Raw genomic sequence first — 21746 nt, forward strand, 5'->3', positions numbered from 1 at the left:
GATGTTCTGCGGCGGCAAATTTGGGACGGGATTTGAGAAACCAGGCGAAAACTGGTATACTGTCTTTCAGAGTTGGAGGGATAGGGAATGACGATCCAGGAATATATCGACGCGGTGGCCGCGCAGCTGGACCTGCCGGAAAAAACGGTCCAGCGCATCCGCAGAGAGTTGGAAAATGAACTGTATGAGCTGGTGCAGGCCGGCGCCGATCAGGCGGCCGCCATTGAAAAGATGGGGACGGTGGAGGAGACCGCCGCTGCGCTGAATGAAAAATATGCCGACGCCCGCCGCAGGGAACCCCTCAAAAAAGGGGAGATGCCGCTGCTGCTGCCCTGGTGCCTGATCTTTTCTTCCGCGCTTGGACTGGTGAAAGGGGCGCAGGTGCTGTTCTGGCAGGGGACGGGGTTCGACGCGGCGCTGGCGGTGTTGGGGCTGGTCCTGACCATCGTGTCTGCACTGGCAGTGGTAAAATATAAGAAGAAGTAATAAAAATGGATGGCGCAGGCCATCCATTTTTTTTTGTGAAAGGGAATAAGGGACCGCACTGCAGGCTGCGTCCCCGCCCTGCCCGCAGGGCAGCAACGGAGCCGCAGGCCCTTTTGCCGCAAAACGCTCCGCCGCCCAGACGAAAAGCGCGGTCAAGATCCACCCGGCTGCACCTGCCGGTCCCGGCGGGGGGAACGGACCTTTTCCGAGCGCTTTTGGACCAGCTGGCTGACACAGGGAGGGCGCGGTCCCGCCGAAGAGGGGAAGCCGCAGGGGAAAAGCCGCACAGGGGCGCCCGCCGCGGCAGAGGCTTGCCGGAGAGGAGCGCGCCGCGGCCGGAAACGCCGCGAAAAAGCCGGTCATTCCTGGTCGGCGATCTCCTCCTCCGAGGTGTGCTCGTTTATGAGCACGCAGCCGTCCAGGCTGAAAGCGCGGTAAAAATCCACCTGGCTGCACTTGCTGGTCTCGGCGAGGAAATAGACCTTTTCCGAGCGCTTTTTGACCAGCTGTTTGACATAGGCTTCACGGATATCGTAGACATAAGCGCTGTTTTCATTCAGCGAGTAGGCGTTGGCACCCAGAAAAACGCGGTTAAAATACATGTTGGAGATCTGGGTGTCGGTGATCGGGCCGTTTACCGCCCGCAGGTCGGGCAGGTACTCCCCGCCCAGCAGGATCACAGAGATAGAGCCGTTTTCCGGCACCGTCTCCAGCACCGCCAGGCTGCGGACGACCAGGGTCACGTTTTTTGCGGTGATAAACTGCGGGATCTTGCGCAGCGTGCTGCCGGAATCCACAAAAACGATCTCATTGTCCCGCACCAGGCGGGCGGCCTTTTGGGCGATCAGGGTCTTGGCGTCGGTGTCGCTGTGATCGGCCTGCGGCGCCTTGGGCTGCAGCTCCGGCGGGATGACCGGGGAGACGCGGCTGATGCGGAACGCCCCCCCGCGCAGCCGCTCGACCGAGCCCTCCGCCAGCAGCAGGTTGATGTCCCTGCGCGCGGTGGAAAGGGAGACGTTCAGCGCTTTGGAGAGGTCGTACACCGTCATCACTTCATTTTTTTGCAGCAGCGCAAGGATGTCCTTGCGTCGGAAATAAGGAGCCAGCATATAATACCCCATTTTGACGAATTCAGTGATCGCCGTTTTTCTTGCCATTATTATAACAACAGCGTCTTTAATTTACAATCTCTATCTTTCCCAAAACGCGCGCCTTTCCCCACCCGCCCCGGGGCGGAAAGGCGCGCGTCCGCCCCGTTTTTTCCTGCGCCGGGGGGAGCGGCAGCCGAAGAAAAAAAGGCAGCGGAGTTGAGTTTTCCGTGAAATAAAAAGTAAATTTTGAATTGATTTTATCGAAAAATGGAGTTAAAATGAATTTGTTTAGAAATTATATTGAACTTTTTGAAAGCAAAAAGAAATGCAGAGCAAAAGGAGTTGGTTGTGGGTGACCCAATATTTTTCTATGCCGACGGCGGTGGTGCTGACACTGCTGGCGGCGGCAATGTGGGGCAGCTGGATGCAGGTGGTAAAGCTGAAGAAAGACTTTCCCATCGCGGGCATCGTGTTTTGGCTTTACCTGTTTTCGTTTGTGTTCGTCTGGGCGATCACCCTGGTGCTGGCCCCCTCGCTGCTGCCGCAGGGCATCTGGACGGTGACGATGCAGAACCTGCCGGTGATCGGCAAGATCCTGATGGGCGGCGCCATGATGTCGGTGGGGATGCTTTTGAGCCTCACCGTCATGCACAGCATCGGGCTGATGCTGGCCACCACGCTGAGCGGCACCATCACCAGCATCCTGGGCATTTTCACCTCGGTCTCCGAGGAGGGGCTGCCCGATAACCCCTTTGCCCTGCCGCTCATCATCGCCACCACCGTGGTTTTCCTGCTGGCGAGCTTTGTCTGCTCTTACGCCTCCCAGCAGTGCGGCAAAGACCGGCTGCTGGCCCAGGGGGGCCGGGGCGCGGTGGTGAAGCAGAAGAGCACCGTCACCTTTAAGGTGGTGCTGATGATCCTGCTCAATTCGGTGCTGGCAAACGGGTGGTCGATCGGCACTGCGTCCGGCACTGCGGCCGGCCTTCCCCCCATTTTGACCTGCGCTTATCTGTGCACCGGCAGCACGATCAGCACCCTGCTGGTCTGCAGCTTCCTTTTTACCCGGCAGAAATGCTGGAAGACGATCTTCTGCGTGGGGACCAGCAAGCGGCCGCTGCTGCTGGGCGTCGTCTCAGGGCTGTGCCACTACGGCGGCAACCTGATGTCCATCTACTCGATGCCGACCATCAGCGCCACCCTGTCTTTCCTGTTCGGGCGCACGGCGAACCTGTGGACCTATTTCTGGGGTTTTTATTACAAGGAGTTCCAGGGCGCGAGAAAAAGGACCCTTGCGGTGCTGAGCCTGGGCCTGCTGCTCTATTTCGGCGGGCTGGGGCTGCTGTTTCTGTATAATTTCAGTTGATCTTGCCCCCCTCTGCGGGCGGCGCCGGCAAAAGCCGGAAAAGGACAGAAGAAAAGAGACCGTCGTTTGGAGCACAGCCCGGACCGGGCAGGCCGCCGGGCGCCGGTCTTTTTTGTGATTTTGGGCCGTTGCACAGGGCCGGCTGAAAAAACGCCGGCGGAAAGGATGGAAAAAATGAAATACAACGCGTTGGGAAAAACCGGGCTGATGGTGAGCGAGGTGGGCCTTGGCTGCGAATTCCTGCAGGGCAAGGATGAGGCCACCGTGCGCGCGGTGCTGGACGCCGCGCTGGCGAAAGGGGTCAATATCATCGACGTGTTCATGTCCGAGCCGGAGGTGCGCACCAACATCGGCAAAGCGCTGGCCGGCCGCCGGGAGAAGGTCTATATCCAGGGCCACCTGTGCGCGGTGTGGAAGAACGGCCAGTACGGCCGCAGCCGCGACCCGGAGGATGTGCGCTTTTTCTTTGAGGACCTGCTGACGCGGCTGCAGACCGATTACATCGATCTTGGCATGATCCACTTTATCGACAGCGAGGAGGAGTACAGGGCGGTATTCGAGACCGGCCTGATCGACCAGATCCTGGAGCTGAAAAAACAGGGGAAGATCCGCCATCTGGGCTTCAGCTCCCATGACCCCGCCATCGCGCTGAAGGTGGTGCACACGGGTCTGGTGGAGGCCATGCTGTTCAGCATCAACGCCGCATACGACCTGCTTCCCCCGGAGGTAAAGCTGCCCTGCCGGTTGGACGCGGACAGCTTCACCCGGGACGGCACCGCGGCGTTCAACCCCGCCCGGGCCGCGCTCTATGACGCCTGCGCGGCGGCGGGGGTGGGGATCACGGTCATGAAGACGCTGGGCGCGGGCCGCCTGCTGAGCGCTGAGAGCTCCCCGTTCGGCGTGGCCCTCTCGGTCCCCCAGTGCATCCAATACGTCCTCACCCGTCCCGCGGTGGCCAGCGCCATGGTGGGGATGCAGACGGTGGAGGAGGTGGACCAGGCTCTGGCCTTTGAGGACGCCACCGAGGAGGAACGGGACTTTTCCGGCATTTTTGCGGCGGCTTCCCAGTTCACCATGGCGGGCAAGTGCATGTACTGCAACCACTGCCTGCCCTGCCCGCAGGGCCTGGATATCGCCGCCGTCCACAAGTATCTGGATCTCGCCACCGCAAAGGAGACGGTGCCGGACACCGTGCGCGCCCATTATGAAGCGCTCGGCCGCCATGCGGGCGATTGCATCGGCTGCGGCAGCTGCGAGACGCGCTGCCCCTTTGGCGTGAAAACAGTGGAGGCGATGGCGCAGGCAAAAGCGCTGTTTGGGTACTAAAAAGTCAAAATGAGTTTAAGTAAAGTTCAAATATTGCTTTCAAAATGGAATTTTTATGATATAATTTTGAAAGCGGAGGTTTCTTAACTCCACACTTTGCGATAGGAGGTAGTTTGAGTGAACAAGCTGGACTTCGACAACCCCATCCGCCAGCAGACTTTCAGCCTCACCGACCTGGTGGAGGCGCAGCTTGAGGGCTGTTTTGGCCCGGGCCTGAAAGATCTGATGAGCATGGCGGAGATCTTTGACGCCCGCAAGATCATCCTCACCGGATGCGGGGATTCTTACGGCGCGGCCATCGCCATGGCGCCGGTGATCGAAAAATACTGCGATTGCTTTGGCGTACAGGCAATGCGCACAGTGGAATTCACCCGCTTTTTGTCCAAGGCGGATATCGGCATCGGCGAGCCCAACAGCCCGCTGGTGATCGCCATCAGCGCCGGCGGCGGCACGGCGCGCATCTGCGAGGCGCTGGAAAAGGCAAATCAGGTGGGGGCGTTCTCGATCCTGCTCACCAACAACGGCGAGTCCCGCGCCGCCAAGGTGGCAAAGCGGGTGTATGTGGTGGGCACTCCGCCGTTCCCCAACGATCACCCGGGCCTGCGCTCTTATTTCGGCTCGCTGGTAGGGCTGATCGCCTTTGCCTCCCGTATGGGCCACGTGCGCGGCACTTTGCCCCCCACCGGTCCCGCCCAGTTCAAAAAGGCCATCACCGACTATGTCAAGAGCTATGAGGGCGTGATGGAGCAGATCGACGACCAGATGTTCGCGCTGGCCCAGCGCTGGAAAGGATTTGAGCGCTTCGACTTCATCGGCGACGATGTGGAGTACGGGTCCGCCTTTTTCGGGGCGGCCAAGTTCCTGGAGTGCAACGGCTGCACCGTGTCGGTGGACGACTCGGAGGACTGGTGCCACATCAACTATTTCATCAAACAGCCGCAGACCATCGGCACCGTCTTTATGGCGGACCGTCACGCGGCCTCCTTTGGCCGGGTGGTGGAATCGGTCAACTCGGCGCACCGCATCGGGCGCCCGGTGCTGGTGGTGACCAATGCGGACGCGGACGTCTTTGACGAGGGCGTGGAGGTCTGCCGCCTGCCTGACACCCCGGAGGGCTACGAGTGGCTGATGCCGCTGATGGACTACGCGCCCGCTTCGATCCTGGCGGGATATATCACCACGCTCAAGGGCGAGCCCTTTTTCCGCCGCGCGCTGCTGCCGGACGGCACGCCCGACCCGGCCAATCCCTTTGCCAACCGGGAGTGCTACACCATGAGCACCAGCAAAGTCGAGATCTACGAATAAAGGAGGGACGAAGGCATGTTTTATAAAAAGGAGCTGCAGACGGAATTCCGCTCCTGCGCATCGATCACCGCGGACGTGAACGAGATGGTTGCCTCCAGCGGTGTAAAAGAGGGCCTGTGCGTGGTCTCGGTGCCCCACACCACCGCCGCCCTGGTCATCACCTCGTTTTGGGATCCCCGCGGTCTGGCGGACCTGATGGACGAGATCGACCGCAATATCCCCACCCGTGTCAGCTACAAACACCAGGACTCTCCCTACGACGCCTCCGGCCATGTCAAATCGGCGATGATCGGCTCCTCCGCGACCCTCATCATCCATGAGGGCAAGCTGGTGCTGGGCTCGTCCCAGGGGCTGGTCTTTGTGGAGTTCGACGGGCCGCGCCCGCGCGAGTTCTACGTGCAGATCGTGGAAAAACCGCTGGCCATCGAAAAGGTCAACGTGGGTACCGTCTACATGGGCATGCACGACCTCACCGGCGAGGTGCGGGAAGTGGTGCGGCGCAGCGGCGTCCGGGACGGCATCTGCCATGTCTCGGTGCTGCACTCCACCGCCGGGCTGGTGCTGGCGCCGGCGGACGAGGCGTCCCGCAGGGACGTCATGGAAGATATCGAGCGCATGGTGCCCACCCGGGTGGACTTCAAGCACCGGGAGACCGCGTCCGACGCGGGCGGCCATGTAAAGACCGCGCTCACCGGCACCCAGCTCACCCTGCCCGTGCGCGGCGGCGAGCTGGCCCTGGGCGAGGGCCAGGCGGTGGTGTTTGCCGAGTTTGACGGCCCGCGTCCCCGCAGCTGCTTTGTCGCCGTTTACGCCGACTGCTGATTCAAGGAGGGAGAACAAATGGATAAAAGAGAATTCGACAATCCCCTGCGCCAGCAGTGCATGAGCCTGCCCGCGCTTTGCGCGGACCAGATCGCCGGCGTGCGCCGGGGCCTTGAGAACGCCCTGACCCAGGAAGAGCTGCGCCAGATCCGCAGGGTCATCATCACCGGCTGCGGCGACTCCTATGTGGCCGCGCAGGCGGCCATCCCCGCTTTTAAAAAGTTTGCGGGCAAGTTTGGTTCCAATTTCAGCTACGGCCGCGCCATCGAGGTCGCCCGCTATCTGCCTTTTGAGGAAAAGCAGAGCCCTTATACCCTGGTGGTGGGGGTGAGCTGCTCCGGCGGCCCCGCGCGCGTGCAGGAGGTGCTGCGCCGCGCCAACCACTACGGCTGCATGACCTTGGCTGTCACCAACAACCCGGATTCCCCCGCCGCGCAGGAGGCGAAGCGCAGCCTGATCGTCAACACGCCCGCGTTCCCCAACGCCAGCCCCGGCCTGCGCAACTACTATGCCTCTCTGGTGGGGCTGTACCTGCTGGCGGCCAGCCTGGGCGAGGCCACCGGCTGCAGCGCGCCCGGCGCGGTGGACGGCATGGCAAACGCCATCGCCGAGTATACCGCAGCCTATGAGCCGCTGCTGGAGGGCTATGACGAGCAGATGTTCCGGCTGGCCCAGACCTGGAAAGACTTTAAAGCCTATGATTTTGTCGGCGACGACATCCAGTTCAGCACCGCGTTCTTCACCGCGGCCAAGATCGTGGAGGTGGCCGGCGGCATGACCTTTACCGACGATTCCGAGGACTGGTGCCACGTGGGCTTTTTCCAGAAGGAGCCGCACCGCATCGGCACCACCATCGTGGCCGACCGCACCGCCAACGACCGCAGCCGCATCGGCGAGACGATCGGGCAGGCGGCCGGCATCGGCAGGCCCGTGCTGCTGGTCGCCAACGGCGGCAAGGAGGACTTCGGCGTCACTGCGGACATCGAGGTCTGCCGGGTGCCCGACGCCCCCGCCGGTTACCCGTTCCTGCTGCCGCTGATGAATTATCTGCCCGGGTCCATCCTGGCGGGCTATCTGTCCACCCTCACCGGCGAGCCTTTCTTCCGGGGCGGGGGCGTATGGGCGCAGCCCGGCGTCGGCACCATCCGCAGCAGCAAGATCGAAATCGTGTGAGAGGAGGAACGGGTATGTTGGAAAAACGGATCGTTCAGGCGGAACATAAGGGGATGCTGGTAGAGATCACCAGCAGCGTCCAGGAGATCGTCGCGGCCAGCGGCGTGCGCAGCGGCGTGGCCGTGGTCAGTACCCCGGACGTGGACGCGGGGGTGCTCATCACCTCTTTTTACGACCCCAAAGGGCATGAGGACATCATCGACGATTTTGTCCGCATCTGGCCCGCGCGGGACAACTTCCACTTTGAGGGGGCGGTCAGCGAAGGGGCGGCCCATTCAAAATCCTCCATTGCCGGCCAGTCGGTGGACCTGATCGTGGAGGACGGCGAGCTGAAGCTGGGCGGTTCCCAGGGGATCTTTTTCGCGGAGTACACCGAGCCCCGCGCCCGCGAGTACAGCGTGGCGGTGTTCGGCGCGTGAGGCCCGCTTAACAATAAAAACGGGAAGGCATCTTTAGCCGTGCCCGGACAAGAAAACATGACCGCAAAGGGTGCAATTTGGGCGCATTGCTGCGTTAAACCGCCTTGCCAGCCATACAGGATGCCTGCGGTGGTTTGCCTTGCACTGCATCCCAAATTGCACCCTTTGCGGCGCTGCGCGGTCGAGCCCCACGATTTTGGATGCAGAGTGGGCGAAAACCAAGGGCGCAATCCTGTATGGCTTGCCCCGTAGGTTTGAACCCTCACTGCGCCAAAATCGTACGGCTCAACTCATGTTTTCTTATTCGGACACGGCTTTGCCTTCCCGTTTTTTGGGATAAAGGGCAGGGAGCGCTGCGCGGGGCCCCGGCAGTGCCTCAGGGCAGCGGCGGGTAACCGGCGCGCAGCTTCTGCGCCAGCGCCAGCGCGTCCCGGCGGGTCTGCTCTGTAAAATGGGGATAGGGGCCGTACTGCAGCACATTATGGGCGGCGGCGATGTTTGCCATAATGGCCGTCATGATGGGGTCAAAGCCCGCGGTGTAGGCGTACATGGCGCTGCCGGTGGAGCAGTTGCCGCAGCCGGTGGGGTCCACCGGCTCGCCGATATCCACGGCGGGCACAAAGGTGGCGGTGTTGCCGTACAGCGCGTAGGACCCGCGGGAGCCCACCCGGAAAAAGATGTGCTCCACCGGCAGCTGCAGCAGCTGGGCGATGATGTCCTCCTCCCGCTCGCGGGGGATCCCCAGCAGCAGCGAGGCCTCGTTCAGGTTGCAGGAGAAATAGTCGACAAGCCTGCAGATCTCGCGCACGTCCTCCCAGCCGTTGTTGTACTCCAGCTCCAGCATGAATTTAAAGCCGTGCTTTTCTTTGAGGCGGGACAGCTTGCGCCAGTACACCCGGTCGGTGTTCTGGGCCATATAGATCCCCTTTGTGTGGTCCAGCGCGGCTTCCAGATCTTCCGGACGGGTCTTCAGATACCCCAGGTTTTGCGCCCCGTAGATGGACTGATGCCCGTATTTTCCGTTTTCCAGATAGCGCAGGATGTGCAGGGAGGTGTGGTCGGCGCGCACCGACACCGCATCGTCCGGGATGCCGTTGGCCCGCATCCAGGGGCCGTAGATCTCTTCAAAGTCGGCGCCGACCCCGGAGCAGAGCTTGACGCTGTCGGTCCACAGCCGGATGCCGGCCAGGGCGAAAAGAGCCGGGCCGCCCAGGTGCATGGCGCTGCGGGTGCCGTCCTCCTGCTCGATGATATCGCTCATCACATTTCCGGCGGCGATGTAATCCATAAATATCAGTCCTTTCCAAGCGATACAGACAAATTTTGTGGTTGCCCTGCGGGAGGCGCGCGCCTCTGCCGCAGGACAGAAAAAGAGAGGTAAAACGTATGCGCTGTCCCCAGAACGACCGGACCCTGAACCGGTATTTCTGCCTGCTGCAGGCAAGCATCTTTTGCATGATGGCCATCCACAGCGGCTTTTTCTCGCTGATGCTGTCCCAACAGGGCGTCAGCAAAATGGAGATCGGCAGGATCGCCGCGGTGACGGGGGCCGCCTCCCTGGTGGCGCAGCCCCTGCTGGGACTGATCAGCGACCGCTGGCGGGCCGAGCGGCTGCTGTATGTGGCGGGGGCGGCGCTTGCCCCCCTTGCCTACTACAGCATCCAGCATGCCGGCCAGCTGTGGCTCATCGCCTTTTGGGCCGCGCTCTTTGTGGGCTTCAGCCTTGGGGCGCAGATCCTCAGCACGGGCTGGATCGCGGCGCTGAACGCCGGCGGGCACAAGCTGGATTTCGGGTTTTCGCGCGGGGTGGGCTCGCTCAGCTTTGCCCTGGGCTCGGTCGTGATCGGGCTGGCGGTCAACCGGTTCGGCATGGGGTGCCTGCCCGTCCTGCTGGCTGTGTTCGGCCTGACGCTGGCCGCCGCCGCGCTGCTTTTGCCCCGGCCCCAGCTCGTCCGCCCCGCGCAGGGGACGGACGCCCCCCGCGCCCTCAGCTTTGGCAGGGCGCTTCAAAACCTGGCCAGGACCCGGCCCTATGTGATGCTGGTGTGCTGCAGTTTTCTGGCAAACCTGTCGTCCGGCGCGTTCACCACCTATTTTTCGGTCTTTTTTTCGCAGGAGGGTGGCAGCGCCTCGCTGCTGGGCATCGCCTTTTTTGTGCTCGCCATCGTGGAGGTGCCGGTCATGCTGAATTACCGGCGGCTGGAGCGGCGCTTTGGCGTGGAGACGCTGCTCGCGGTCTCGATGCTGGGGTATGGGCTGAAAAACCTCTGCCTTGCCCTTGCGCCGGGGCTGCCGTTCATCGTCACCTCGCTGCTGCTGCAGGCCATTGGCCTGGCGCTGGCGATCCCCGCCGCCCAGAGCATGATCGCAAAGCGCACCGACCCCGCCTGCTGTGCCACGGCGCAGTGCCTGTGGTCCTCCCTGGGGGAGGGGCTGGGCATGATCGCCTCCAGCCTGTTCTGCTCCTGGCTGGTCTCGTTCAGCAGCATCCGCACGGTGTTCGGCGTCACCAGCCTGTTCGGGTTTGCCGCGGCGGCCCTTTTCTGGCTGTCGGTCGGCCGCCGCGCCGCGCAGCCCGCCGCCTGAGGGCCGGGGCGGTTTGAAATGCAGCAGCAGCCGGCGTTCCCGACGGGGACGCCGGCTGCTGCCGTTGTGTGAAAAAGCCGGAGAGATCAGGCCGTCCCGTGTTCCCGGCGGTATTTTTTGGACAGGGAGAGGGCGGCGCTGCCCACAAAGACCGCTGCGGTAAAGACCGCCATGGCCATGATAAAGGCGCCGCGGTAACTGCCCGTCTTGTCGTAGAACAGGCCGATGGGGCCGAAAGAGAACGCGCCCATCAGGCTGTTGCCGATCATCATGACCGACCAGATCTCCGAGTAGTGCTTGGGGCCCAGCACGCTGCGGGCCACCAGCGGCGCCTGCACGGTGTACATGCTGCCGCCCAGGCCCAGCAGGATGCAGCCGGGCAGGACCAGCATGGGGCTGCGGATGGCCAGCATCATGACGCTGAAGCCCGCGACGTTGAACGCCGCGCCCCAGATCATCCCGGCCCTGGCGCCGAAGCGGTCGTTGATAAAGCCCAGGATGAAGCCGCAGGCGATCATGCCCAGGCTGACGCAGACGGCCGCGTAGGAGCCGAACTGGATCGACTGGCCCAGTTCCATGGTGGCAAAGGTGGCGGAATAGCTGGGCACGCCGCTGCCCAGGCTGTAGCACAGGCAGGTCAGCCAGGCCAGATAGAACATCGGGTGGCGGAACGCCTGTTTACGGGTAAGGCCCCATTCGGCAGAGGCCGGGGCCGTGCCGCCCTCGCGGGGCTGTTCGCTGCCATAGGGAAGCGTCTTTTTTTCCTCCGGGGTCTTGAGCAGAAAAAAGACCACCGGCAGCGAGACCATCCCGCACAGGGCCAGGATAAAGTAGGCGTTGCGCCAGCCCACATGGACGATCAGCTGGGCCGAGAGCAGGCTGGACAAAATGCCGAAAGTGCTGCCGAAAGAGGTGACGATGCCCAGGGCCAGACCGGCCTTTTCTTTGAACCACATATTGATGATGATCGGCAGGGCGATCAGGTAGGAAAAGGCGGAGCCCACGCCCGAGAGCACGCCGGACAGATAAAAGCTGTAGACCGAGTGGTAGGTGCCCATCAGCCCCAGCGCGACCAGCTGCAGCAGCAGCGCCGCGGTCACCACCTTGCCGATAGGCTTGGTGGTCAGCACCTTGGCGGCGATGGGGTACATCAGCGCCATGGACCCGGCCTGTATGCTGATGAAAAGGGTGAAAGAGCTCACCGAGCAGCCCAGCTCCTGGACGACCGGCGTGGTAAAGTTGCCGCAGGCGGCGTTTGCGATCATGCTGGTGAAAGACATCATCACGCAGCAGAGCACCACCACCCAGGCATAGTGGATCGAACCTTGTTTTTTCATCTGAGATCCCCCTTGGAAAAATGCGTTCTCCGGCCCGTCCGCGCGGCCGATGGTGCGGACAAAAACGAAACGGCCGTGTGCCGCCGCGCGGCGCGGACCGGTGCGCCCGGCGCGGAAAGCCCCGGCGCACAGAAAAGAACAGACCGGCGGCCGGGCCCGGGACGGAGAAACTTTGCCGCAGCACAGGCGGCCGCAGCGCGCCGCGGGGCCGGACGTTCGGCCCAGAGCAGGCTGTCTCAACGTCCGGCCCCGCGATGCGTTTTGAAGATCGCCCTGCCGGCCCTGCGGGGGCGTGCGGCGTCTCGCCCTGCACGGCGCCCCGACGGCCCGCTCTGCGGCCCCGTGCGGCGAAACTGCGCGGCTTTTGGCCGCGCAGCTCCGTTCCTGTTTCCCTGTCCGGGCCCGCACTTTTCCCCTCCGCACAGGGAGCGGGGGAGAACGGCCCGTTCCTCATGGAAGAGCGGCTGGCCGGGGCGTCAGGGCGCGCCCTGGGACGGCTGCCCGCCGCCGGCCACGATAAAAGCGTTGTAGGCCGCGGTGTTGTAAGCCTCATAGGCGGCCTTATACTCCGGTGAGTGCCAGCTCTCGGTCATGGCGAAAAGATAGGTGAAAAGGATAAAAACGATCATCATGCCGATCAGCGACTTGGAGCCGATCCGCTGCCGGAAAAGCGGCAGACGCCGGCGCAGGGGCGTTTCAGAGAGAAAGATCGCCGGGCTGATCATCCACAAAAAGATCACCGTCACCGAGACCTTGTAGACGAAAACGTCCCAGAGGCCCGCCTCAATGGGCAGCGGGGTGACCAGCCCCACCGCAAAAACGGCAAGGCAGATCAGATAGTAAAGGACCGCGACGATCTTTTTCCAGGGCGTATTGGAGCGGAAGCCCAACAGTTTTTTCAGGTTTTCTCTCATGACAGGTATCCCTTTTCCTATGGATGGTTTGAAAGCGCCAAACGCCGCCTGGCAGGGGCTTCAGGCAAGCTCTTTCTCCAGCTCGCGCACCCGCTTGACATATTCGGCCACGATGGACTCAATGATCGGGCCGCCCCACTTGCCGCCCTCGAAGGCTCTGCCCACCAGAGCGCCGTCCGCATAGCGCAGCCGCTCTTTGCAGTTTTCCGCAGAGGTGCCGCCGCCCAGGATGACGGGGATGTCGCCCAATTCCTTGATGTCCTTGACCAGGCGCTCGTTCATTTCGAAATCACCGTTCATCACCTCGACGGCGCTGGCCCCCACCTTGATAGAGCTGGCCGCCAGGTTTTGAAGGGTGTTTTTGTCATAGTCGCCCTTGAAGTGATAGCCCGAGATCTCCGAGATCATGCCCACGCTCTGGGCGTCGATCTTCTTGCGGTATTCCATCACCTTCAGCGGCTCGGCATACACGCGGCCGAACATCGAATCGGTGGAGCTGACCAGGGCGGTGCAGCGGGTGAAATCGGCACCGGTGGCCTTTGCCACGGCCAGAGAGGGGGTGATGCAGTTCCACATCAGCTGGACGCCCATCTTGAAGTCGGGGCCCACGGCGGCGCGCACCCGGCCGGCGATCATGGCAAGGGTCGCGACCCGCGCGTAGTCGGTGTCGTCGGTGGAGGGATAGATCACGTCCACCGACTGGATCAGGCCGCCGTCCGCGCCGGCATTCTGCAGGGTCTTGCAGTCCTGGATGGCTTTTTCGGTCATCTTTTCCAGGTTGCCCTCTTCATAGAGCGGCGTGCCCGGCATGGGCAGCAGATGCACCAGGCCCAGGACCAGCTTTTTTCCGTTGAGATTTTTAAACATATCCATGATGAGTTCTCCTTTGTGAGTTGATGGTGTTGTCCCCGGCCGGGGCGCGGCAGGCGCGCTCAGCGGGAAACGGCAAGGCCCAGGCTGTCGAACCGCTCTTTGGCAAGCCGCCGGGCCAGCTGCATATCCTCTTCCGTATAAAGGGGATAGGGGCCTTTCTGTGCCGCGTTAAAGCCGGAGGAGATGTTTGCCATGACGGCGGCCATGGCGGGATGCTCGCCGGAGACATAGGCGTACATGGCCGTCCCGGTGGAGCAGTTGCCGCAGCCGGTGGGGTCCACAGAGGGGCCGAAAGGGTCGACGGCTTCGCAGAAATAGGCGTTGGTGGGGGTGACCGCGTAAGAACCGCGGCTGCCCACCCGGTAGAAGGTGAACTCGACCGGCAGCTTCTGCAGCTCGTTGATGATGCTCTCGTCATCCTCGCGCGGCAGCTGGAACAGGTCCGCGGCCTCGTTGTGGTTGATGGACCAGAGGTCGGCCACCTCCATGACCCTGCGCGCCCGGTCCAGGATCTGCTGCCGGGTCAGGCGCAGCATCCGGCGGATCTGGCTGGCATATTCGATCTCCCACATGATCTTGAAACCGTATTTTTCCTTGACGGCGCCGAGCTTTTGCCAGATGACGGGGTCCAGATTGTGGGCCATGTAGATCCCCTTGACCGCCTGGCCCTCGCAGGCCAGGTCGATCTCCTCGGGATGGGTCTTCAGGTAGCCCAGATGCTCCATGGAAAAATGGGGGGTGGGGGAGAACGAGCCGTCCGGGTTGTATTTCAGCGTGAAGCGGGTCACGTTTTCCGCTTCGACCTGGACCGAGTCCCGCGGGACGCCGTTGGCATCCATCCAGCGGCCATAGGTGGAGGCGTAGTCCTCGCCGGTCCGGCAGACCAGCTTGCAGTCCTTTGTCCACAGGCGCATGCCGGAGAGGGCGAAAAAGGCGGGGCCGCCCATGTTCCACTCAGAAAAGCTGCCGTCCTGCCGCTCGATGCGGTCGGACATGATGTTGCCGCAGGCCAGATACTCGACCGCCATTCAGCATCCCTCCCCGCGCGGATAGGCCTCGTACAGTTCTTTTGCCTGGGCAAAGGCCTGCGCGCGCACGGCGGCGAAGTCGGGGATGACGCCGAACTGACGGATATTCTGGGCCGAGGCGACGTTGGCCATGATCCCGATCATCAGCGGGTCGTAGCCCTCGGCATAGGCGTACAGTGCCGAGCCGGTGGAGGTGTTGCCGCAGCCGGTGGGGTCGATCTCCCGGTCCACCGGGGCGGAGGGGACAAAATAGACCTTGTCGGGGGTCACCGAGTAAAGCCCCTTTTTCCCCACCCGGAACAGGGTAACGTCCACGGGCATCTTCTGCAGCTCAGCGATGCAGGCCTCTTCGCCCTCCACCTCAAACAGGGTCTGCGCCTCCTGGATATTGATGGAGAAGATATCCACGGTTTTCATGGCGTTCAGCACGTCGGGCAGATAGCGCTTGTAAGAGCTGGGGGATTCGATCTCCCACATCATTTTAAAGCCGTCCCGTTTTTTGATCGCGTCCAGCTTTTCCCAAAAGACATAGTCCACGTTCTGCGCAAGATACACGCCCTTGACCCCGCCGCGGCGGGTGAACTCGCCGATCTCCTCCGGAGAAGTCTTCATATAGCCGAAGTCCTGCACCCAGTCGCTGCGGAACCGCTCTACCTCGGGGTCGCCGCCATAGGTGCCGTCGGGGTTATAGACGAGAAAAGAGTGGTTGCAGTGATCGCATTTTACTTTGAGGCCCCGGGTGTCGATCCGGTTCTTCTCGATCCAGGGCAAAAACAGTTCCGCATAGTCCGCGCCCACATTGCTGCACTGCAGGACGCTGTCCGTCCAAAGACGGATACCGCTGTAGGCAAAGGTGGACGGGCCGCCGATGTGCTCCCGGTTGGACCGGGAGCCGTCTGCAAAGCGGACGGTGTCGAGCATGACGTTTCCCGCTGCGATATAGTCCATATACATTCTCCTAACGCGTGAATTTTGAAAGCGTGCGGGCAGGGAACGCGCCCGGCGCGGCTCTCACAGGACGCGGATCTCGTTGGTCCCCAGGGTGTTGATGGAGGGGTCAAAGAATTTTCCGCCCCCGCGGAAATAGGGCTCTTCGATCAGGGCCGTGTGATAGCCCGCGACCAGCGAGCCGGGCACAAAGGCATAAAGCGGCAGCAGAAAACGGAACTGCGGCGCCGGCACCGGCAGGATGCACTCCATCACCGGGGCGGTGACGCCCAGCTCGGCGGCGGGCTTGTCGGCCACCACCAGCACTTTGCGGCCCAGCTTTTCCACCTGCCCGCTGATGGTCTGCGCCATGCGCTCGCAGTTGCGCTCGTCACTGACCACATAGTCGATGGTGCCGTAAGCGTTCTGCGGCATCATGATGCTGTTGACATGCCAGAAGTTTTCCGAGTCCACCACCGTGCACTTGTCGCCCGAGACCTCGGCGTACTTGGCGGAGATGAATTCGCCGCAGGAGAAGAGCGGCCCGTCGGCGCAGACCTCAAAGCCCTTGCTGTCTTTCATGGTACATGCGGCGGCATAGGCGCTGTCGTCCATCTGGTCCAGCGCCGCGGCGAAACGGCCGTTATAGGCTTCCAGCTCGGCCCGCAGTTCGTCGCACAGGCCGGTTTTGCCGCTTTTCACCTCGCCCAGCACGGCGGCCAGCACGAACAGCCCCATCATGGAGGCGAGATAGCTGCGCAGGCCGGGCATCCGGTCGGGAAATTCCGGGGTGTTGGTCACATAGGCGAGATCGGCGGTGGTGCCGGCGCGGGAAGCGCCGTTGTTGGTCAGGGCCATGGTCAGGCAGCCGTGCCGCTTGCCGCGCTGCAGGATCTCCGCGATGCGCGCGGGGCCGCCGGAGGCGCTGATGGCGATCAGCAGGGTGTCGGACGCGTTTTCGTCCAGCGGCAGGTAACGGGCGGCCTCGATCGCCCGCACCGCCTCCATGCGGCATCCGGTGCCGCGAAGATAGTGTTTAAAGACCTCGCGGGCCTCTGCGGCGGCGAGATACGAGTCGCCGCAGCCGGTGACGATCACCCGGCGGATATGGGCCAGGCGTTTTTCAGGTTCCAGCCCCAGCAGGGCCTCGCGGGCGAGGTCGAACTGGGCCGGCGCAAGGCGCACAAGATCAAAGCACTGGCGGCGCAGCGGGTTGTCATAGTTTTGTTTCATTTTGCATTCCCCCCTCATCACATTTTCCAGGTACGGGTCCGAAAGTCGTAGCGGTTGCTGAAGAACAGTTTTCCGGCCCGGGCGGCGCAGTAGGCCGCCAGCAGGGAACCGGGGGCGTGATCCATCATCAGCAGCGCCCAGGGGGCGTTCTCCGGCGCTTTGGGGAGGCGGCAGACTGCGGCGCCCTCGGCAAAAGCGCAGTCCGCGTCGGTGACCACCAGGGTGGGGCGGCCGATGGCGACCGAGACCCGCACGCTCTCGGCGATGCGGTCCAGATCAGGGGCGCTGGCGTTCACATGGAAGATCGTGCCGATCTTTTCCGGCTCGCGCAGGAAAAAGTTGATATGGCACCAGTCCTCGGAATCCGCATGGGAGGCGTGGACGCTGGCGCACTCGATGAACTTTTCCTCCACGAACTGGGCGGAGAAGAACTCGCTCTCGTCCCCGACGATCTCAAATTTCTCCAGGTCTTTCCAGCTGCCGGCAAGCTCGAACATCGCATCGTCGATCGCCTCATAGCAGGGCTGGCAGGCGGCCACATAGTCCAGGATGGCCTGCCGGGCGGCGGCGGGTTCCGTCACGCCCTTGCAGCCGCCGATGTAGGAGCCCAGCGCGGCCAGCGCCGTCAGGCTGGCAAAGTAGCTGCGCAGCCCCGGGGTGTTGCACAGTTCCGGCGTCTCTACACAGTAGACCAGCTGCGCCGCTTTCGCGCCTTTGGATTCGGGGTTGTTGGTGATCAGCATCGAGCGCACGCCGGCAGCGCGGGCGCGCTCCAGCATTTCCACGATGCGCACGCTGCCGCCGCTGGCGCTGATGGCGACGACCAGGACCTCCTCAGCCCTGCAGCCGTCCAGGATATCCTCGTCCGTGTAAAAGCTGCACAGCTCCATCGGGTCGGGCGAAGCGCAGCTCACGCCGGCCAGCCTGCGGATCACAGGCGCCATGGCGCCCGCCGCAGAGTAGGAGTCGCCGCAGCCGGCGACGATCAGCCGCTTGAGGGCGGCCGCTTCGGGCAAGGGGAGAAGTGCTGAGAGTTTTTTTTCATCGAAACATTTTTCCACCTGGACCGGGGCAAGCTCAAACAGGCTCTCCACCTGCAGCCCAATGGTGTTGTAGTAATTCTGTTTATCCAATCGTTGGTACCCCCTGTCTTGATTAAATTACGATTCGCCGGAGCCCGGGGCGGACTTTTTCACTTTGGCCTGTTCTTCCTCCCAAAGCTGCCGCTCTTTTTCTTCCGCCAGGCGCTGACGGTTGATCTTCAGCAGACGGTCGGCCTGCTTGGAGCGCCAGAAAGACATGATGAAGTAGAGCACAACGATCATGATAAAGGGCAGGGCGGTCAGGAAATACTGGTCCACGACATAGGGCTTCAGATAGTTGGTGACCGCATAGGCCAGGCCGAAGACGAAACTCATCAGCATCGAGCCGATGGGCATGCCGTTGGCGATGGTCGCGGCCGCCAGGCCGATGAAGCCGCGATTGGCGGTGATGTTGCGGATAAAGAAGTTCTGGTAGCCCATCGACAGATACATGCCGCCGAAGCTGCCCACAAAAGCCGCCAGCGCAAAGGCCAGGGTGTAGATCCTGCGGGGGTTGATGCCCACCGACTCAGCCGCCTGCGGGTTCTGTCCCACCGCGCGCATACGCAGGCCGATCTTGGTGCGGAACAGCAGGAACCAGACGACAAAGACCATGACGATGGAGAGATAGGTGAACACGTTGTGGCCGGACAGGATCGAGCCGATGAACGGGATATCCTTGATGAGGGGGATGTTCACGTTGCCCAGCGCAAGGCTTTTGATGACGCCCGCCGTGGTCGCCTTGGTGCCGGTCACCAGATAGACCACGAACACCGTGCCGCCCAGCAGGGCCATGTTCAGCGAGATGGACATCAGATAGAGGTCGACCTTCATGACAAAGGTGGCAAAGCACAGGAACAGCGCGATCAATACAGCGGTCATCGCGCCGCCCAGAATGCCCAGCCAGACGTTCTGGGTCCAGGCGCTGAACAGCACGCCGCCCAGCGACGCGGTCAGCATCATGGCCTCGGCGGCCATGTTCAAAAGGCCCGCCTGCTGCGAGATGGTGGAGCAGATCGACACAAAGATCAGCGGCGTTGAGATGCGGATCAGCGAATAGATAAAGTTGCTAACAAATTCAAGCATTGCTCTTTGCCTCCTTTACCTTGACCGCTTCCTCCTCGCGGGAGATGTTGAAGATGACGCGGCGCTTGGTCTTGCCCAGGAACTCCTCAGCGGCGACGAACAGCACGATGACGGCCTGCAGCATGGTGACCAGCTCGATGGGGATATTGGTGTTGGCGTTGAGCACCGCGGCCGCAGTGCGGATGTAGGCCAAAACAAAAGCGGTGAGGGGGACGAACAGCGGCTGTTTGCGCGCCATGACCGCGCACAGCAGGCCGTCCATGCCCACGTTGGTGAGGATCTGGTAATAGTAGCTGTTGTAGGTGCCGAAGCAGTCCACGGCCGCCGCCACGCCGGCGAACAGGCCGCCGATCAGCTGGGCCAGGTACATCATCTTTTTGGCGTTGATGCCGGAGTAGGTCGCGAACGAGAGGTTGGAGCCGCACATGCGGATCTTCGCACCCAGCGGGGTGCGGTAGAAGAGGATGCAGGCCACAACGACGCCGATGACCGCCACCCAGATGGCGGAGGTGAAGTTGGTGTCGCCCCAATAGCGGGTGAACCGCATGTTATCGGGGAAGATCGGGGAGGTCAGGAAGGACTGGCCGCGGTCCGCCACGGTGGATTTCAGCAGCCACAGGGCCAGATACAGGCACATATAGTTCATGATGGTAGAGGTCACCATCTCGTTGGCGCCCAGCTTTTCGCGCCCGAACGCGGGCACCATGGCAAAGGCGCCGCCGGCAATGGCGCATACCACAATGATGATGATCAGGTTGACAAACTGGGGCAGGTTGGTCATCAGCGGGGTCTTGAACATCACGATCAGGGCAAAGATGGGGGCGATGTTGATGATGCCCTCGCTGATCAGGCTGAAGCGGCCGCAGGCGTAAATGAAGCACATGCCGCAGCCTGTGAGCAGGTAGGGCGCATAGCGCGCCAGCACCTGGCCAAAACGGCGGGGGGACATAAAGGGGCCCACGACGAAGTTGTAGACCGCGTCTCCCGCGCTCTCCTCGCTGATGAGCACGATGATGACGATACAGGCCAAAAAGGCGATCACGATACCCAAAAAGACGCGGAGAAATTCGAACATGTATTCAACTTTTTGTACCTTTTTCAAAACAAATCCCCCATTTCCTCGGGCGTCATGCTCTTTACGCCGAGCATGTATTCGCCAAGCTGCTCCGCAGTGACCGATTTCACATCGTTGAACTGGGCGACGATCTGGCCGTCTTTCATGACCAGCAGCCGGTCCGAGACCTCCAGGATCTCGTTCAGGTCCGAGGAGATCAGCAGCGCGCCGATCTTCTTTTCCCGGGTATATTTCACCAGCAGCCTGCGGATCAGGTCGGTGGTGCCCACGTCGATGCCGCGGGTGGGCTGGTTGGCGACGATCAGGTTTGCCCCGCTGGAGAATTCGCGGGCGATGATGACCTTTTGGATGTTGCCGCCGGACAGCAGATGGATGGCTTCGTCGCCGCCGGTGCAGGCGATCTCAAACTCTTCGATGCAGTGGTCCACGAACTTGTTCAGCTCGCGCACATTCAGCAGCGGGCCCTTGGTGAACTGTTTGTTGTCCAGATAGATGGACGCGATGTTGTCGCGGATGGACAGGTCCGGCGCGATGCCGTACTTCATGCGGTCCTCAGAGATGTGGGCAAGGCCCAGGTCGCGGATCTCGCGGATGGTCTTGCCCTCGGTCTCTGTGCCGTTGAGGGTGATCTCGCCGTTGGTGCGCCGGCGCAGGCCGGTGATGATCTCGGACAAATCGGTCTGGCCGTTGCCCTCCACGCCTGCGATGCCGACGACCTCTCCGGCCCGGATGCCGAAACTCAGGTCCTTGATCATGTGCTTGCCCAGGTCGTTCAGGTAGTTGAGCTTTTCCACATGCAGGATAATGTCGGCGGGCGCGGATTTTTCTTTTTCGATCTCCATCACCACGTCGCGCTCCACCATCAGGCGCGAGAGCTTGACGGGGTCCAGGTCCTTGATATCGCCGTGGCCGGTCACCCGCCCGTGACGCAGCACGGTGCAGCGGTCGCACAGCTCCATGACCTCTTCCAGCTTGTGGGAGATAAAGATGATGCCATAGCCCTGGTCACGCAGCACTTTCAGCTGGACGAACAGCTCCGCAGTCTCCTGCGGGGTAAGTACGGCGGTGGGCTCGTCCAGGATCAGCACCTTGACGCCGCGGATCAGCGCTTTCAGCAGCTCGACTTTCTGCTTATACCCGACGCTCAGGTCGCGGATCAGCGTGTTGGGGTCCACATGCAGCTGAAACTTTTCCGCCGCCTCGGTGGTCAGCTGGATGGCCTTTTTCTTGTCGAACACCATGCCCCTGCCGGGCTCGATGCCCAGCATGATGTTTTCGGCCACCGACAGGTTGGGCACCTGCATGAAGTGCTGGTGCACCATGCCCACGCCCTTTGCGATGGCGTCCAGCGGGTTTGCGATATGCGCTTCTTCCCCGTTGATATAGATCTTGCCGTTCTGGCAGTCTTCCTCACCAAAAAGGATCTTCATGAGGGTCGTCTTGCCCGCGCCGTTTTCGCCGATCAGCGCGTGGATCTCGCCCTCACTTACGGAAAAGGTGACGTCCTTGTTCGCCATAAAGCCGTTTCCGTAGATCTTGGTGATGCCCTCCATTCTGAGAAGTTCCTTAGACATTCGTTTGCCTCCCCTTTAATTACTGAGCGGGCGGGAATTACCCCGC

At 62.0% G+C, this 21746-nt stretch carries 20 protein-coding genes; 8 read left to right on the top strand and 12 right to left on the bottom strand.

Annotated elements, in window-relative coordinates:
- The first annotated feature begins 87 nt into the window (after positions 1–87).
- Positions 88–486, top strand: coding sequence for an HAAS signaling domain-containing protein (locus H8S23_RS07680; protein ID WP_186887743.1), 399 nt, complete (start codon positions 88–90; stop codon positions 484–486).
- Positions 487–845: 359 nt separating this feature from the next.
- Here the strand turns inward: H8S23_RS07680 and H8S23_RS07685 are convergent, their stop codons facing one another.
- Positions 846–1643, bottom strand: a complete 798-nt coding sequence (locus H8S23_RS07685) for a DeoR/GlpR family DNA-binding transcription regulator (RefSeq protein WP_186887744.1) — start codon at positions 1641–1643, stop codon at positions 846–848.
- A 286-nt stretch (positions 1644–1929) separates the two neighbouring features.
- On the opposite strand from H8S23_RS07685, the gene H8S23_RS07690 reads away from it, so the two are divergent.
- The 6 genes from H8S23_RS07690 (at position 1930) to H8S23_RS07715 (ending at position 7985) form a co-directional block, all read left to right on the top strand.
- The gene (locus H8S23_RS07690; RefSeq protein WP_186887745.1) at positions 1930–2940 is read left to right on the top strand and encodes a hypothetical protein; all 1011 of its coding nucleotides are present in this window, start codon (positions 1930–1932) and stop codon (positions 2938–2940) included.
- Positions 2941–3114: 174 nt separating this feature from the next.
- A complete protein-coding gene (locus H8S23_RS07695) occupies positions 3115–4266 on the top strand; it encodes an aldo/keto reductase (RefSeq protein ID WP_186887746.1) in 1152 nt (383 codons plus the stop codon).
- Between the two features lie 117 nt (positions 4267–4383).
- Complete coding sequence (locus H8S23_RS07700; protein ID WP_186887747.1) at positions 4384–5571, top strand: SIS domain-containing protein; 1188 nt, start codon at positions 4384–4386, stop codon at positions 5569–5571.
- Between the two features lie 15 nt (positions 5572–5586).
- Positions 5587–6393 (top strand): secondary thiamine-phosphate synthase enzyme YjbQ, encoded by an 807-nt coding sequence (locus H8S23_RS07705; protein WP_186887748.1) that lies wholly within the window; start codon positions 5587–5589, stop codon positions 6391–6393.
- A gap of 18 nt (positions 6394–6411) precedes the next feature.
- On the top strand, positions 6412–7566 hold the full coding sequence (locus H8S23_RS07710) for an SIS domain-containing protein (RefSeq protein WP_186887749.1): 1155 nt from the start codon (positions 6412–6414) through the stop codon (positions 7564–7566).
- 14 nt (positions 7567–7580) lie between these two features.
- A complete protein-coding gene (locus H8S23_RS07715) occupies positions 7581–7985 on the top strand; it encodes a secondary thiamine-phosphate synthase enzyme YjbQ (RefSeq protein WP_186887750.1) in 405 nt (134 codons plus the stop codon).
- A 376-nt stretch (positions 7986–8361) separates the two neighbouring features.
- On the opposite strand, the gene H8S23_RS07720 is transcribed toward H8S23_RS07715, so the two are convergent.
- The gene (locus H8S23_RS07720) at positions 8362–9273 is read right to left on the bottom strand and encodes a carbohydrate kinase family protein (RefSeq protein WP_186887751.1); all 912 of its coding nucleotides are present in this window, start codon (positions 9271–9273) and stop codon (positions 8362–8364) included.
- 98 nt (positions 9274–9371) lie between these two features.
- Here H8S23_RS07720 and H8S23_RS07725 point away from each other — a divergent pair, with 98 nt between their 5' ends.
- Positions 9372–10571, top strand: a complete 1200-nt coding sequence (locus tag H8S23_RS07725; RefSeq protein WP_186887752.1) for an MFS transporter — start codon at positions 9372–9374, stop codon at positions 10569–10571.
- An 86-nt stretch (positions 10572–10657) separates the two neighbouring features.
- On the opposite strand, the gene H8S23_RS07730 is transcribed toward H8S23_RS07725, so the two are convergent.
- From H8S23_RS07730 to H8S23_RS07775, 10 genes are all read right to left on the bottom strand, one after another.
- On the bottom strand, positions 10658–11908 hold the full coding sequence (locus H8S23_RS07730) for an MFS transporter (protein ID WP_186887753.1): 1251 nt from the start codon (positions 11906–11908) through the stop codon (positions 10658–10660).
- A gap of 476 nt (positions 11909–12384) precedes the next feature.
- Positions 12385–12822 carry a hypothetical protein gene (locus H8S23_RS07735; RefSeq protein ID WP_186887754.1) on the bottom strand — a complete coding sequence of 146 codons (438 nt, stop codon included), beginning with the start codon at positions 12820–12822 and terminating at the stop codon, positions 12385–12387.
- 60 nt (positions 12823–12882) lie between these two features.
- On the bottom strand, positions 12883–13695 hold the full coding sequence (locus tag H8S23_RS07740) for a BtpA/SgcQ family protein (protein ID WP_243165918.1): 813 nt from the start codon (positions 13693–13695) through the stop codon (positions 12883–12885).
- Between the two features lie 59 nt (positions 13696–13754).
- Entirely contained in the window at positions 13755–14723 is a 969-nt protein-coding gene (locus tag H8S23_RS07745; RefSeq protein WP_186887755.1) for a carbohydrate kinase family protein, read from the bottom strand.
- The gene (locus H8S23_RS07750) at positions 14724–15671 is read right to left on the bottom strand and encodes a carbohydrate kinase family protein (RefSeq protein ID WP_186887756.1); all 948 of its coding nucleotides are present in this window, start codon (positions 15669–15671) and stop codon (positions 14724–14726) included. It abuts the gene before it with no gap.
- A gap of 63 nt (positions 15672–15734) precedes the next feature.
- On the bottom strand, positions 15735–16883 hold the full coding sequence (locus H8S23_RS07755; RefSeq protein ID WP_186887757.1) for an SIS domain-containing protein: 1149 nt from the start codon (positions 16881–16883) through the stop codon (positions 15735–15737).
- 17 nt (positions 16884–16900) lie between these two features.
- On the bottom strand, positions 16901–18016 hold the full coding sequence (locus tag H8S23_RS07760) for an SIS domain-containing protein (RefSeq protein WP_186887758.1): 1116 nt from the start codon (positions 18014–18016) through the stop codon (positions 16901–16903).
- 27 nt (positions 18017–18043) lie between these two features.
- Entirely contained in the window at positions 18044–19051 is a 1008-nt protein-coding gene (locus H8S23_RS07765) for an ABC transporter permease (RefSeq protein ID WP_186887759.1), read from the bottom strand.
- Positions 19044–20153: an ABC transporter permease gene (locus H8S23_RS07770; RefSeq protein WP_186887760.1), complete on the bottom strand. Its 1110-nt coding sequence runs from the start codon at positions 20151–20153 to the stop codon at positions 19044–19046. Before H8S23_RS07770 ends, H8S23_RS07765 begins: the two co-directional genes overlap by 8 nt.
- Entirely contained in the window at positions 20150–21700 is a 1551-nt protein-coding gene (locus H8S23_RS07775) for an ABC transporter ATP-binding protein (protein WP_186887761.1), read from the bottom strand. Before H8S23_RS07775 ends, H8S23_RS07770 begins: the two co-directional genes overlap by 4 nt.
- Between the last annotated feature and the right edge of the window lie 46 nt (positions 21701–21746).

Source organism: Anaerofilum hominis (assembly GCF_014287275.1).
GTDB lineage: Bacteria > Bacillota > Clostridia > Oscillospirales > Ruminococcaceae > Pygmaiobacter > Pygmaiobacter hominis.